The sequence below is a fragment of the Streptomyces sp. NPDC051020 genome, assembly GCF_040683105.1.
GTDB lineage: Bacteria > Actinomycetota > Actinomycetes > Streptomycetales > Streptomycetaceae > Streptomyces.
On record NZ_JBFBCG010000042.1, the window covers coordinates 1 to 14614 of the forward strand.

Here is a 14614-nt window from a genome sequence, read left to right on the forward strand (position 1 = left end):
GCGAGAAACCCAGCAGGTCGACCCGGTCCAGGCCCAGCGCGTCGATGAACTCGATCACACGAATTCGTGTGCCTGACCCCGCTGTCCGTCCGTGCGTAGTGCCGTGACCGGCCATGTGTGCCCCGTGAGGAGCGTCGTCCAGTGTGTGCGACCGCAAGGCGGCCGGACGTCCTGGTAGTGGAGTTACCAGGGCTTTCGGCCAACGCAGCGAGCGGGCGTGCCGGGCGGCGCGACGGTCTTACAGGTACGGTCCCGAGCGGATCGCCCCGTGCGCGTCCGACGCGCCGTCATCGTCCTCGTGACCGCTGCCCGGCGGGAGGGCGCGACGCATCTGCTCCAGTTGCGCCCGCGCCGCCATCTGCTGGGCGAACAGCGCCGTCTGGATGCCGTGGAAGAGACCCTCCAGCCAGCCGACCAACTGAGCCTGAGCAATCCGGAGTTCCGCCTCGGAGGGCACCGACTCCTCGGTGAACGGCAGGGAGAGCCGCTCAAGTTCCTCCACCAGCTCCGGGGCGAGGCCATCCTCCAGCTCCTTCACTGAGCTTGCGTGGATCTCCTTGAGCCGGACCCGGCTCGCCTCGTCGAGAGGAGCCGCCCTGACCTCTTCCAGGAGCTGCTTGATCATGCTGCCGATGCGCATGACCTTTGCGGGCTGTTCGACCATTTCTGTCACTGGGACCTCACGCGATTCGTCGTCAGTGCCACCGCCGCCGATCGCCATGCCGTCCTGTCCCACTACGAGGACTTGGGGGTGCTCCTGCGACCGTTCATTCCTCGGCATCTCCATGGCGCCATTGTCTCGCACGCCTGCCGTACAACACGGTGGTGCCCCCGCAAACGGTTGATCCACCGTTTTTGGGGGCACCGAATCAACCGGTCAGGTCATTGATCTCATCGCACGCCTCGTCATCTCATCCGGCCCGCCGTGCCAGCGCCAGGCGCGACCGCGTGAACGCCGCCGCGAGCACCCCGGCCAGCAGCGGGATGCACACGACGAGCACACCGATGGTCCCCCAGGGCAGCACGATCGGCGTGTACGCCGACTGCGTGGGATCCAGCCGCATCACCTTCAGCGCCTCCCGCAGGTCGATGAGGCGCAGTGCCACCGCGGGCACCAGGCCTGCCAGTGCGCCGAGCACCACACCTGTGAGCGCCACCACCACGCACTGGAAACCGGACAGCTTCCGCCGCATGCCCTCAGTCGCACCCACCGCGCTGAGCGTGTTGAGATCGGCTTCCGCGTCCGCCTTGGCGAGGCCCGTAGTGATCGCGGCCGCGCCCAGGGTCACCACTCCGGCGAACAGGGTCAGGATCAGCAGGAGGGTGTCCTCATCCCGCTGGCTGGGACCGCGTTCGGACTGCACCCAGATGCCACCGCCCGCCTGCTCGATGGCACCGTCAACCCGCTGGTTCTCGGCGTACGTCGGCGCATGGGCGACGGCGTACACGCTCCCGGACACCCTGGTGTGCAGGCCGAGCTGCTCTGCGGTCTTCTCCGGAAGGATCATGCGGATTCCACGGGTGGCGGCGTACTTCGCGGGGGCCACGTACACCTTCAGCTTGTCCACAGTGGTCCGCGCCTTGCCCGGGTGCAGCTTCCAGTTCTTCGTGTCCTTCTCGCTGTACTGGTGGACCGCCTTGACGGTGACCTCGCCGTTCTCCGCGTACACCGGGTTGAGCAGCACCGGTGTGCCCGCGGCCAGTGCCGTGGCGGCTTCGGTGTCGTCGAGCTTCACATACGTGTCGAGCAGGGCCGCGTCCGCGACGACGATGTTGCTCTCATCGGTGTTGAAGACACCCGATTCCGTCAGCTCGGCGCAGGCAGGAGAACTCTTCAGCTTCTTGTGCTCGTCGGCGGAGAGCCGCGCGGCGAGTTCCTTGGCTCCCTTGCCGGTGAGCGGGCAGCTGCGGGCTTCGCCGGTGGGCTTGACCAGTTCCAGCGAGCCGCAGTGGTTCTCCTCGTAGATGTTGCAGTCGCTGCCTGCCCAGACCCGCCGGAAGTCTGCGGGTTTGCTGGTGACGTCCATGTTCCGCTCCACCGCTGTCCGAGCCAGCGGGAGGCGCTCGGCCGCCTTCTCGTCGGCGGACGCAACGACGATGGTCCCCTTGGTGATCGAGGGAATGTACTTGTACTCCGCCTCGGCCGAATGGCTGGCCATGTATGTGGCGATGGCGACCGAACCCGCGACGGCCGCCATCACCGCGGCGACCGCGGGGGCGGTACGACCGCGGTTGCGGGCCGCGTCGCGCAGCGCCATCCGGGGCGAGAGAGGCAGCCTCTTGCCGAGCCGCCCGAGGAAGCCGACGATCACAGGGATGCAGGCGAGCACCCCGAGTTCGGCGATGATCGAGCCGCCGGCGGCCAGTGCCGATTCTCCGCTGGTGCCGCCGAGGACGGCGACGGCACAACCGATGGCCAGCATGCAGACGCCCAGGATGGGCAGCACCCGGGAGGAGCGGCGGACGCCGCGCCGTCCTGTGAGCGACGCCAGTACTGACTGCCGACTCGCCACGATCGCCGGGGCGAACGCCGCCAGGAGACCGGTGATCAGGCCGAGCGCGGCGATGGCCAATAGCTCCGTGGGCTTCAGGGAGAGGGAGCCGAAGCGTTGCCCGGCCCAGCCTTCGATCACGGGGCGGAACGCCGCGGTGAGCCCGAGTCCGGTCACCACACCGGCCACGGCCCCGGTGCCGCCGAGCACCAGACCACCGCCGAGCACCACGGCCCGGACATGGCTCTTGTCCCCGCCGCAGGTGCCGAGCAGGCCGAGCTGACGGCGGGAGCGGCGCGCGCCGACGGCGAAGGCCGGTCCGGCGAGCAGCACGATCTCCAGGACCGCCATGGCGATCACGGTGACGAGGGCCGTGCTCTGCTCCACGGAGCTGCCCGACATGTCGGGGATCTTCCCGGCCAGCGGGACCTCGGAGTCCGGCGGCGGGTCGAGGACGACCTGGCGGGACTTGACGAGGATGCCCGACTTATTGGCCTCCATGATGTGCGGCCAGGTCACCCCCACCGCTTCGGGGCCCTTGACCAGCCAGTCCTTGGAGCCGACGTTCGGCGGCAGCACCTTCCTGTCGTGGTCGGCCTTGGTCTTCCACGGCGCGATGACCGCTCCCGGGTCGGCGTACAGGGCCTCGACCCGCAGCTCGTCGGGCTGCTCGACCACTCCGGTGATCGTGTACTTCTCACCGGAGTTGCGCAGGGTGGTGAACGAACCGATGTGCAGCCCGGTCGACTTGAGGAACGGCTCGGTGGCGGCTACCTCGCCCTTGCCGTGCGGGTAGGCACCGCGCACCAGGTCGATCTTGCCGCGGGCCAGCTTGTCCGACGTGCGGAACTCGTAGACGTTGGTGTTGGCGATGCCGTACGCGGTGGTGATGCTCGCCGGGACGGACTGGATGCTGATCGCCCGTGAGCCCTTGGGGAACGTGGTTCTGATGTCGACCGAGGGGCCGGTGTCGTTCCCCAGCCCCTTGCCTTCGACGTCGTTGTACATCTCCCCGTCGGGCATCTGCTCGATGGGGCCCATCTGCTGGTCGCTGAAGAGCGCGTCGGCGGAGCCCATCTCGGCCGTCAGCTGCTCGGCGGTGGTCGGTGTGACGCTGCGGTACGTCACGTCGAGGGCCGTGACCCCGAGTACCGGCACCGCGATCATCGCGACCACCAGTGCGCTGCGGCCCTTGGCACGCATCGCGTCGCGCCTGGCTATCCGGAGGGAGGCGCGCCAGCCCGTGAAGACGCTCACTTGGCGCCCTCGGCGGCCAGCAGCGAGTCGGCACCGGCGGTGAGCGTCTGGTCGACGATCGAACCGTCGCGGAGGAAGACCACCCGGTCCGCCCAGGCGGCGTACCGCGGTTCGTGCGTCACCATCACGCCGGCCGCACCCTGGTCGCAGCGCTTGCGCAGCAGCGCGAGCACAGCCTCGCCGGTCTCGGAGTCGAGTGCCCCGGTCGGTTCGTCGGCGAGCACGAGGCGCCGGTCCCCCACCAGCGCACGGGCTATCGCGACGCGCTGCTGCTGGCCGCCGGACATCTCGTCCGGGAACCGGTCGGCGATCTCCAGGAGGTTCAGCTCCTCCAGCGCCGCCCGCGCCTCCGTGCGGGCCTTGCGCACGGAGACCCCGTCGAGCTCCCGCGGCAGGGCGATGTTCTCGGCGGCGGTGAGCGCCGGTATCAGGTTGTAGTCCTGGAAGACATAGCCGACGCTGCGGCGGCGCAGGGCAGCGATGCCCTTGCGGCCGAGGCCGGAGATGTCCTGGCCCTCGATGATGACCTGGCCGCTGGACGCGGTGTCGAGACCGCCCGCGATGGTCAGCAGGGTGGACTTGCCGGAGCCGGACGGGCCCATCACGGCGACGAGTTCACCGGTGTGCACGGAGAGGTCGATGCCGCGCAGGGCCTGTACTTCGGCGACGCCGGTGCCGTGGGTGCGGGTGAGCGCTCGGAGTTCGAGCACCGGTGCGTGGATCGACAGCGGCGAACCGGACGAGGACGCGGATCGGGACGGGGCGCGCGAGGACATGATGGGTGGTTCCCCCCTTGGAACGGGTCTTGTGGGGCCGACGCCGGACACCGAATCGGTTCGTGGTCAGCGCCGGGTGCGTACGTGGCAGTCCGTGGCCGGCGCCGGGTGCGTACGGGGATGGCCTGGGATCAATGCCGGTTTCCGAGTGGCCTGTGGTCAGCGTCGGGTGCGTGGCCGGGCGGTACGGGCCGGGGCGCGTTTGGCCGTACGTCCCCCGGGCTCCGGCTCCGTGGCGGCGGCCGCGGCGAGGCGGACCAGCCGGGACTCGCAGTGGTCCAGCCAGCGGGCCTCGGCCTCCGCCTGGAAGATCAGCTGCTCCAGTACGAGCAGCCAGGCGACCTCGTCGCGGTTGGCCGGGACATCGGCGAGGGCCTGGGCCTTGAGACGGGTGTAGTCCTGCATCGCCTTCACCGTGTGGTGGCGCTGGGACTGGATGACGGCCCGGATGTCGACACCGGGCGCGCCGACCGCCATGGCGAGCTTGATGGCCAGCTCGTCACGGGGCGGGTTGCTGCGGTCGACGGGCGTCTCGAACCAGCTCCGCAGCTCGGTGCGGCCGTCGTCCGTGATCGCGTAGAGGGCGTGTCCCTGGTCGTCCTCGTCGTCCTGGACGACCAGGCCGTCGCGCTCCAGCCTGCTCAGTGTCGTGTAGACCTGGCCGACGTTGAGCGGCCAGGTGGAGCCGGTGCGTGATTCGAATTCGGTACGGAGCTGGGAGCCGTATCTGGGCCCCCGCTCCAGCAGGGCCAGCAGCCCGTGACGGATCGACATACCGAGTATGTATACCGAGTATGCTGCGCAATGCAAGCTCCTGCTGGAATGCGCGGGTGTGGCGGGGGCTCGTGGGCCCTGTCTCAGTTCGGCCGGCGCAGACGGAACGCCAGGAAGCCCAGCCCCAGCCCTATCAGTGCGATTCCGGCGCCCAGCGACACCCTCTGCACTCGCCGCACGGCGGGAGTGTCGAGTGACTGCGGCGCGAGCCGGCCCTCCGGCGGGGGGCCGCTCGCCTCGGGCGTGGCCGCGGGCACCGCGACGGGAGTCGTCACGACGGGCTGCACCTCGGGCTGCACCTCGGGCAGGCCGTGGGGGGTGTCGCGATGAGCGAGCTCCTCCGGAGAGAACGGCCGACCCGGCCGCAGGCGCCCTTCCCCGGCCTGCCGTCCAGCGAGTGGCGGCTGCGCCTCGGGGCGGGCCGACGGCCTGGCGGACCGGCTCGCAGATGCCGTGGGGGAGGGCGAGGCGGGGCGTGAAGCCGAGGGCGAGGCGGGGCGTGAAGCCGAGGGCGAGGCGGAGCGTGAAGCCGAGGGCGAGGCCGAGGAGGAGGGGGTGGCCGGCCTGCCGGCCGATGCGGCCGGGGAGGGCGAGGAGGGCGACGAGGGCGAGGGCGGAATCGTCGAGTGATCGGCCGAAGGAGTGACCGAGGGTTCGCCCGAAGGGCCGGCGGATGCGTCGGAGGAGGGGGTGACGGTCGGGGCGGCGGGGCTCGGGGGCGAGGAGCGCTCGGGGGGTGGCGGAGCGGCCACCGATCCGCCGGGCCGAGCCCGGGTCAGCCCCGGCGTACCACCGGAAGTGCGCTGGTCGGAGTGTGCCTGTCCCTGTGCCGGTCCGAAGGCCGCCCCCGCGGCTATCACCAGACAGGCCACACACCTCGACGACCATATGGAGAGGAGTGCTGAAGCCATGAGGTCAGCGTCACATGTGCCGATATGTCCGGCATCTCGCGTGTCTGTCCGGCATCCCGGACGCCTGTAGGGCGAAACGGTCCGGCACACCTCACGCGTACCGGACCGTCACTTCTCCCTGGGCGTGCGTGTCAGGCAGGGTCGCCCGTAGAGACGCGCAGCTCGAAGTGGGCGCCCTTCTCGTCCATGGCGGTACCCGCGGACGGGAACTGTTCCAGGACCTGGTCCTCGGCGTAGGTGTTGCCCGGGACCTTGATCTTCTTGATCGTCCAGCCCGCGGCCCCGGCACATTCCTTGGCGGAGAGGAAGTCCTTGTACGTGAAGTCCGGCGCCTCGATCTTGCTCGGGTCGTCGGTGTCCTCGGAGGGGTTGGTGCAGGCTTCCGTCTTCATCGTCCGGTTCCGCTCCGGATCCTTGTGCTCGCCCGCCACCGTCGAGCTGCTCGGGTCACCGCCCTTGCCCGTGTCCGAGCCCTGGTCGTCCTTCAGCGACAGCACCGTGATCAGGCCGCCGATCGCGATCAGCGCGACCACGATCGAACCGACGATCACCGGCATGTTCCGCTTGCCGCCCCCACCGGTGCCACCGCCGCCACCCACCGGCTGCGGCGACATCGTGTACGGCGCCGGGGCCGGGGTCCGGTACGCCGGGTTCGACTGCGGGTAGCCGTAGCTCGGCGACGGCGTGGGCGCCGGGGTCGGCGGGCCGTACGGGCCGGGCTGCTGCTGGTACTGCTGCGGCTGGTACGGCATCTGCACGCCCTGCGGCGCCTGCGTGGACTGGTCGACCGGCGGGAAGACCGCGGAGCCGACGCCCGAGCCGCTGTTCGCCGGTCCGGCCGCGCCGCCGATGATCACCGGGGCGCCCGTCTGGCCGCCCGCGCTCAGCACGCGCGTGATCTCGTCCTGCATCGCCGCCGCGCTGGGGAAGCGCTCGTTCGGGTTCTTCTTCAGTGCCCGGGCGACCAGTGCGTCCATCGCCGGAGTGATCGACCGGTTGATGGAGGACGGCGCGACCGGCTCCTCCTGGACGTGCGCGTACGCGATGGCGAGCGGCGAGTCCGCGTCGAACGGGATCCGTCCGGTCAGCAGCTGGAACAGCATGATGCCGACCGAGTACAGGTCGGAGCGCGCGTCCACCCCACGGCCCAGGGCCTGTTCGGGGGAGAGGTACTGCGGGGTGCCGACGACCATGCCGGTCTGCGTCATCGACGTGACGCCCGACTGCATGGCGCGGGCGATGCCGAAGTCCATGACCTTCACGACGCCGCGCTTGGTCACCATCACGTTGCCGGGCTTGATGTCGCGGTGGACCAGGCCCATTTCGTGGCTGGTGTCCAGCGCGGCCAGCACGTCGCCGGTGACCTTGAGTGCCTTGTCGGCCGGCATCGCACCGTAACTGCGGATGTCCGCCTGGAGCACGGAGCCGAGCGGCTCCCCCTCGACGTACTCCATGACGATGTACGGCATCAGCGCGCCGCCGAGCTCGTCCTCGCCGGTGTCGAAGACCGAGACGATGTTGGTGTGCTGCAGCTTGGCCACGGCCTGAGCCTCGCGACGGAACCGCTCACGGAAGGACTGCTCACGCCCCAGCTCCGTGTGCAGAGTCTTGATCGCCACCTGACGGTCGAGCGCGGAGTCGTAGGCCAGATATACGGACGCCATCCCGCCTTCGCCGAGCAGGTCGCGAAGCTGGTAGCGGCCGCCGGCGACCGAACCGCCCGCGTAGCGACCCTGGGCGCGGTGTGCGCCGTCCTGGCTCATGACTTGCTTCCCCCTCGGCGCGCGTCTCGCGCGAAGATCCGTATGACGCGCCAAGTCTGCCCGAGGGGTACGACACGTCAAGCCGGGTGCCCGTTCCGTGACCCTACGCACAGGAAGCGTCTCGGAAGCGTTACAGGAAAAGCATGGAATTTGCGTGAGCGGTGCGGCAGCCGGTTTGATGGCCCGTCCCTCTCGAGAACCGGGTGTCCGGCAGAGCCTGTAGCGTGACGTGGCAATGCAGCAAGGCATGCAAGACACCGTGAGAACCCGCGGACGCGCGGACAGATATGACGGCGAGGACTGATGGCACCCGAACCCGAAGCAAACGGCGGCGGAGTCTCGGATGCAGCCGACTCCTGGGGTATCGGAGGTGTGGTCGGCGACGGACGTTACCGGATGACACACCGGCTGGGCCGAGGTGGTATGGCCGAGGTCTTTGCCGCGGAGGACGTCCGGCTGGGACGTACCGTCGCGGTGAAGCTGCTCCGTTCCGATCTTGCCGAGGACCCGGTCTCCAAGGCCCGGTTCACGCGAGAGGCACAGTCGGTCGCCGGCCTCAACCACCATGCGATCGTCGCCGTGTACGACTCCGGTGAGGACGTCGTGGGCGGCCAGACCGTCCCGTACATCGTGATGGAGCTCGTCGAGGGCCGCACCATCCGTGATCTGCTGCTCAACGCGGAGGCGCCGCCGCCCGAGCAGGCGTTGATCATCGTCTCGGGGGTGCTGGAGGCCCTCGCGTACTCGCACCAGCACGGCATCGTGCACCGTGACATCAAGCCGGCCAACGTGATCATCACGAACTCCGGCGCGGTCAAGGTGATGGACTTCGGCATCGCCCGTGCGCTGCACGGCGCGCAGTCGACGATGACCCAGACCGGCATGGTCATGGGCACGCCGCAGTACCTCTCCCCCGAGCAGGCGCTGGGCAAGGCCGTCGACCACCGCTCCGACCTGTACGCCACCGGCTGTCTGCTCTACGAACTCCTCGCGCTGCGGCCCCCGTTCACGGGCGAGACGCCACTCTCCGTGGTGTACCAGCACGTTCAGGACATTCCGGTCCCGCCGTCCGAGATCCTGGGCGCGGTGCCGCCGGAGCTGGACGGGCTCGTCATGCGGTCGCTCGCGAAGGACCCCGACGACCGGTTCCAGAGCGCCGAGGAGATGCGCGGGCTGGTCCAGTACAGCCTGCAGATGCTCCAGGTGCAGGGCGGTCATACGGGTACGTGGAACACCGGGCCGGTCGCCGCGCACGAGTTCGGCAACACCCCCGCCATGGGCATGCCCGGCGGGACGATGGCGATGGGGCACCCGCAGCACGGGGACACCTCGCAGAGCCCGATCCTGCCGCCGATGAATCCGGACGACGGCGGGTACGACGGCGGACACCAGAGCGGTGGCGGCCGCGGCAAGCTCTTGCTGTTCGTCGTCCTCGCGCTGATCGCGATCGGGGCGGGTGTCGCCATCGCGGTGAACGCCGCGAACAACAACGACACCACCCACAAGAAGACGCCGACCACGACCTCCAGCTCCCCCGCCGCGAAGGAGAGTTCGGCGGAGCCGACCGACGAGAAGACGGACATCGTCCCGCCGGCCGACGACACCACCGGTGGCAAGCAGCAGCCGAACAACCCGCCGTCCTTCTCCCGGTCCCCCTCGCAGACCACGCCGTCCCAGACTCCGTCCAACACGGCCACCCCGCCGGACACCGGCACGTCCGACGGCACGACGAACGAGGGCACGACCGGTGGCGAGACCCCCCTGCCGAGTGACACGGCCACCGCTCCGGGCACCCCGGGTGGCGGCGACGCTGCCGGGGCGGCCGGCGGCAACCCCGGTGTCAGCGCGGCCGGTGGTACGCCTCCGTAGAGCCCCTGTGGGCCTGCCCGCCCTCACCCCGTGAAGGCGTCGCGCACCGCCTCGTACTCCCGCGTCCACCAGACCGCCAGGGCCGACACCGCAGGAAACTGCGGGTCGGCCCTTCGGTCGTCCAGGCGGTAGCGCCAGCGCAGTATCCAGAAGTCGTTGAGCCGCTCCCACCACACCCGGTGCACCGCGGCAGCCAGTTCGCAGGCGCCCACCCCGACCGCACACCGGTAGGCCCGCGCGTAGGCCCGTACCCTCTCCAGGTCCAGCGTCCCGGCGGGCTGCACGAAGAAGATCGCCGCGGCCCGTACCGCCTCCTCGGCGCGTGGCTGCACCCCCAGCCGGTCCCAGTCGATGATCGCCACCGGGTCGGCGCCCCGGTACAGCACGTTCAGCGGGTGGAAGTCGCCGTGCACCCAGCCGGTCGCCGGGATGTCGGGGGTGGGCGGCCGGCGGTCGGCGTGCCGCTCCAGCAGGGCACGACGTTCGACGAGGCGGTGCTCGGCGAGCTCGTCGAAGGGGTCCCGGGGGCGGTGTTCGCGCGTCGCGGCCAGCAGGTCGTCGATCAACGCGAACGTGTCGACGGCGTCCGGGCTGGCATGCCCGCGCCCCCCGGTCGCCCCCGTCTCCATCACCTGCGCGAGCCCCGTGTGTACGGCTCCGAGGAGCGCCCCGAGCCGTTCCGACTGGGCGAGGGTCAGCTGGGCGCCGACCCGGTGCAGTCCGTCCACCCAGGGGTGCAGCGCGTAGCACCGGCCGTCGATCTCCGTGACCGTGTCACCCTCCGTGTCCTGGACTGGCGGGGCGACCGGCACCCCGAGCGACTGCAGCCGCTGGGTGGCGCGGTGCTGGCGGATGATCGTCGCGCGGTCGCCGGTGGAGTCGTCGAGATGGTGTTTGAGGAAGTAAGAGCCGCGGGTGGTGGAGACGCGGTAGCCGTGGTTGAGGAGGCCCTTGGTGAGGGGCTTGCAGCTGAGGGGCTCACCGGCGTCCGGGTAGCGGCGCAGCACCTCGCCGACCGGAGGAACAGGCGGGAGGGTGACAGATGAGCGCGGCACTCACCACATGGTAGATCACGCTGCGTGTCGGTTCGGCTGACGTGCGTGGTGGCCCAGGGTGTGCACCGTGACGAAGTGCGGGGCGAGGCGGAGGTAGACCGGCTCGAAGGGTTCGCCGCTGACCTCCCGAGGTGCCGCACCGAAGCGCTCGCGCTGCTCCTCGGTCGGATGCACGATCTCGGCAGGACCGGTGAACTGGACCGACCACAGGTCGCCGCCGTCGCCGGAGTCTGCCGTGTTGAAATTGTCCGCCCCGTACGCGACGACGGTGCCGTCGCACAAGGCGTGGTAACCGAGTCCGCTGTGCATCCGCAGGACGACGTGGCCGTCGATCACGATGTGGCGGGCCACCGCCAGATAGGGGAGTGCCCGTCGGGTCGTCGCCAGCCGGCCGTACGGCACCCGGGCGAGCAACTCGATCGCCTGCAGTTCCTCGGAGGACATGCGCTCCACTCTGCGACACCGTGGTGGGCACAGAAAGAGGCCGCAGCCCCGGGTGATCCGGGACCAAAGTCCCGAGGGCCGCCCGGGGCCACGGCCCCGTCGGAGAGGAGGCAGGGTGCGCGCGGCCCGTCCCGTACCGCTCAGTGCTGCTCGGCCTGGAGCCGCGCCACATAGGCGGCTGCCTGCGAGCGCCGCTCCATGCCCAGCTTGGAGAGCAGGCTGGAGACATAGTTCTTGATCGTCTTCTCGGCGAGATGGAGCCGCTCACCGATCACCCGGTTCGTCAGCCCCTCGCCGATCAGATCGAGGATCTTGCGCTCCTGGTCGGTGAGGCTCGCGAGCTTGTCGTCGCCCCGGCCCTTCTTCCCCTCGCGCAGCCGCTCCAGCACACGCGCGGTCGCGACCGGGTCCAGCAGCGAATTTCCGGCCGCCACATTCCGTACCGCATTCAGCAGCTCATTGCCGCGGATCGCCTTGAGCACATATCCCGACGCGCCCGCCATGATCGCGTCGAAGAGAGCTTCGTCATCGGCGTACGAGGTCAGCATCAGGCAGTGGATGCTGTCGTCCAGGGACCGGATCTCACGGCAGACCTCCACCCCGCTGCCGTCCGGCAGCCGTACGTCGAGCACCGCCACATCGGGGCGCGTGGCGGGGATGCGCACCAGAGCGTCCGCCGCCGTACCGGCTTCGCCGACGACTTCGATGTCGTCCTCGACCGAGAGCAGCTCATGGACCCCGCGTCGGACGACTTCATGGTCGTCCAACAGAAATACGGTGATTTTTCCCTCTTCGCGCACAATCGCAGTCTCACACACTCCCCCCTTCCCTGCCGCTGAACGGCGGGATAACGTGCCGTTGTTCCGGCGGCCTGCAAGGCCGTTCCCAGCGCTGTGACCAGCGAGAGTTCCCGAATTTCTCGATTTACTTGGAAATCCAAGCAAAATCGCAGGTCAGGGAGTGTTTCGCAGTTGTGCGATGCACTGGGTAACGTGCCTTTGACAGGACGCTCGCCGGGGCACCTGTCACGCCTGTTCCCGGCCGAGCGGCACCCACCCCGTGCACGGGTACGGACACAGGCGAGCCGCACTGGTCTCCCGGCAGACCCCGGGGGCCGGACCGACGGAGGAGCACGCACGTGACCGTGGAGAGCACTGCCGCGCGCAAACCGCGACGCAGCAGCAAGCGGACCAGCGCCGCGAAGACGCCACAGAGTTCCGAGCCCGAGCTTGTACAGCTGCTGACGCCCGAGGGCGAGCGCGTCGAGCACCCGGACTACACGATCGACCTGACCGCGGACGAGCTGCGCGGTCTGTACCGGGACATGGTCCTGACCCGCCGCTTCGACGCCGAGGCGACCGCCCTGCAGCGTCAGGGCGAACTGGGTCTGTGGGCCTCGCTGCTCGGCCAGGAGGCCGCGCAGATCGGTTCCGGCCGAGCACTGCGCGACGACGACTACGTCTTCCCGACCTACCGTGAGCACGGTGTCGCCTGGTGCCGCGGGGTCGACCCGACCAATCTGCTCGGGATGTTCCGCGGTGTGAATCACGGCGGCTGGGACCCGAACAGCAACAACTTCCACCTGTACACGATCGTCATCGGCTCGCAGACCCTGCACGCCACCGGCTACGCCATGGGCGTCGCCAAGGACGGCGCGGACTCCGCCGTGATCGCGTACTTCGGGGACGGCGCCTCCAGCCAGGGCGACGTCGCCGAGTCGTTCACCTTCTCCGCGGTCTACAACGCCCCGGTCGTCTTCTTCTGCCAGAACAACCAGTGGGCGATCTCCGAGCCCACCGAGAGGCAGACCCGCGTCCCGCTCTACCAGCGCGCGCAGGGCTTCGGCTTCCCCGGCGTCCGGGTCGACGGCAACGACGTACTCGCCTGCCTCGCCGTCACCAAGTCGGCGCTGGAGCGGGCCCGCCGGGGTGAGGGACCCACCCTCGTCGAGGCGTTCACCTACCGGATGGGCGCGCACACCACCTCCGACGACCCGACGAAGTACCGGGCGGACGAGGAACGCGCCTCCTGGGAGGCCAAGGACCCGATCCTGCGGCTCAGGACGTACCTGGAGAAGCAGGACCTCGCCGACGAGGCGTACTTCTCCGCGCTCGACGAGGAGAGCGAGGCTCTCGGCAAGCGGGTCCGTGAAGCGGTACGGGCCATGCCCGATCCGGACCGGATGGCGATCTTCGACCACGCGTACGCCGACGGCAACCCCCTCGTCGACGAGGAGCGCGCCCAGTTCGCCGCCTACCAGGCTTCGTTCGCCGAGGAGGGCAACTAGTCATGGCCCTGGAAAAGATGTCCATCGCGAAGGCGCTCAACGAGTCGCTGCGCAAGGCCCTCGACACCGATCCCAAGGTCCTCATCATGGGTGAGGACGTCGGCAAGCTGGGCGGGGTCTTCCGGATCACCGACGGGCTCCAGAAGGACTTCGGCGAGGACCGGGTCATCGACACGCCGCTCGCCGAGTCCGGCATCGTCGGCACCGCGATCGGTCTGGCCCTGCGCGGCTACCGGCCGATCGTGGAGATCCAGTTCGACGGCTTCGTCTTCCCCGCGTACGACCAGATCGTCACGCAGCTCGCGAAGATGCACGCCCGCGCCCTCGGCAAGATCAAGCTGCCGGTCGTCGTCCGGATCCCGTACGGCGGCGGCATCGGCGCCGTCGAGCACCACAGCGAGTCGCCCGAGGCGCTGTTCGCGCACGTCGCGGGGTTGAAGGTGGTCTCGCCGTCCAATGCATCGGATGCCTACTGGATGATGCAGCAGGCCGTCCAGAGCGACGACCCGGTCATCTTCTTCGAGCCGAAGCGGCGTTACTGGGACAAGGGCGAGGTCGAGACCGACCTCATTCCCGGTCCGCTGCACAAGGCCGCGACGGTACGGGAGGGCTCGGACCTCACCCTCGCCGCGTACGGCCCGATGGTGAAGGTCTGCCTTCAGGCCGCCGCGGCCGCCCAGGAGGAGGGCAAGTCGATCGAGGTCCTGGACCTGCGGTCGATGTCCCCGATCGACTTCGACGCCGTCCAGGCCTCGGTCGAGAAGACCGGCCGGCTGGTCGTCGTCCACGAGGCGCCGGTGTTCTACGGCTCCGGTGCCGAGATCGCCGCCCGCATCACCGAGCGCTGCTTCTACCATCTGGAGGCACCGGTGCTCAGGGTCGGCGGCTACCACGTCCCGTATCCGCCGGCGCGTCTCGAGGACGAGTATCTGCCGGGCCTGGACCGGGTGCTCGACGCCGTCGACCGCTCGCTGGCGTACTGAGGA

Annotated in this window: 13 protein-coding genes; 4 read left to right on the forward strand and 9 right to left on the reverse strand. The window is 69.6% G+C overall.

What is annotated here, in order from left to right:
* Positions 1–238 precede the first annotated feature (238 nt).
* The 5 genes from AB0N06_RS22640 to AB0N06_RS22660 form a co-directional block, all read right to left on the reverse strand.
* Complete coding sequence (locus AB0N06_RS22640; RefSeq protein WP_327245455.1) at positions 239–787, reverse strand: bacterial proteasome activator family protein; 549 nt, start codon at positions 785–787, stop codon at positions 239–241.
* A gap of 124 nt (positions 788–911) precedes the next feature.
* Positions 912–3749, reverse strand: a complete 2838-nt coding sequence (locus AB0N06_RS22645) for an ABC transporter permease (protein WP_366136493.1) — start codon at positions 3747–3749, stop codon at positions 912–914.
* Positions 3746–4525, reverse strand: a complete 780-nt coding sequence (locus AB0N06_RS22650) for an ABC transporter ATP-binding protein (RefSeq protein ID WP_366136494.1) — start codon at positions 4523–4525, stop codon at positions 3746–3748. The genes AB0N06_RS22645 and AB0N06_RS22650 overlap by 4 nt, the downstream gene beginning before the upstream one ends.
* A gap of 159 nt (positions 4526–4684) precedes the next feature.
* Positions 4685–5299, reverse strand: a complete 615-nt coding sequence (locus AB0N06_RS22655) for a PadR family transcriptional regulator (RefSeq protein ID WP_366136495.1) — start codon at positions 5297–5299, stop codon at positions 4685–4687.
* An 83-nt stretch (positions 5300–5382) separates the two neighbouring features.
* Positions 5383–5574, reverse strand: coding sequence for a hypothetical protein (locus AB0N06_RS22660; protein WP_366136496.1), 192 nt, complete (start codon positions 5572–5574; stop codon positions 5383–5385).
* A gap of 178 nt (positions 5575–5752) precedes the next feature.
* Between AB0N06_RS22660 and AB0N06_RS22665 the strand changes: the two genes are divergently transcribed.
* Positions 5753–5929, forward strand: coding sequence for a hypothetical protein (locus AB0N06_RS22665; protein WP_366136497.1), 177 nt, complete (start codon positions 5753–5755; stop codon positions 5927–5929).
* 412 nt (positions 5930–6341) lie between these two features.
* On the opposite strand, the gene AB0N06_RS22670 is transcribed toward AB0N06_RS22665, so the two are convergent.
* Positions 6342–7973 carry a protein kinase gene (locus AB0N06_RS22670; RefSeq protein WP_366136498.1) on the reverse strand — a complete coding sequence of 544 codons (1632 nt, stop codon included), beginning with the start codon at positions 7971–7973 and terminating at the stop codon, positions 6342–6344.
* Positions 7974–8276: 303 nt separating this feature from the next.
* On the opposite strand from AB0N06_RS22670, the gene AB0N06_RS22675 reads away from it, so the two are divergent.
* Positions 8277–9842 (forward strand): protein kinase, encoded by a 1566-nt coding sequence (locus AB0N06_RS22675; RefSeq protein ID WP_366136499.1) that lies wholly within the window; start codon positions 8277–8279, stop codon positions 9840–9842.
* Positions 9843–9865: 23 nt separating this feature from the next.
* Here the strand turns inward: AB0N06_RS22675 and AB0N06_RS22680 are convergent, their stop codons facing one another.
* The 3 genes from AB0N06_RS22680 to AB0N06_RS22690 all read right to left on the reverse strand — a co-directional run bounded on the left by AB0N06_RS22680 (position 9866) and on the right by AB0N06_RS22690 (position 12141).
* A complete protein-coding gene (locus AB0N06_RS22680) occupies positions 9866–10849 on the reverse strand; it encodes a phosphotransferase (RefSeq protein WP_366136544.1) in 984 nt (327 codons plus the stop codon).
* Between the two features lie 63 nt (positions 10850–10912).
* Positions 10913–11341, reverse strand: a complete 429-nt coding sequence (locus tag AB0N06_RS22685) for a pyridoxamine 5'-phosphate oxidase family protein (protein WP_366136500.1) — start codon at positions 11339–11341, stop codon at positions 10913–10915.
* Between the two features lie 140 nt (positions 11342–11481).
* Positions 11482–12141 (reverse strand): response regulator transcription factor, encoded by a 660-nt coding sequence (locus AB0N06_RS22690; protein WP_366136501.1) that lies wholly within the window; start codon positions 12139–12141, stop codon positions 11482–11484.
* Positions 12142–12479: 338 nt separating this feature from the next.
* On the opposite strand from AB0N06_RS22690, the gene pdhA reads away from it, so the two are divergent.
* Positions 12480–13628: a pyruvate dehydrogenase (acetyl-transferring) E1 component subunit alpha gene (pdhA, locus tag AB0N06_RS22695; RefSeq protein ID WP_366136502.1), complete on the forward strand. Its 1149-nt coding sequence runs from the start codon at positions 12480–12482 to the stop codon at positions 13626–13628.
* Between the two features lie 2 nt (positions 13629–13630).
* On the forward strand, positions 13631–14611 hold the full coding sequence (locus tag AB0N06_RS22700; RefSeq protein ID WP_366136503.1) for an alpha-ketoacid dehydrogenase subunit beta: 981 nt from the start codon (positions 13631–13633) through the stop codon (positions 14609–14611).
* The last annotated feature ends 3 nt before the right edge of the window (positions 14612–14614 follow it).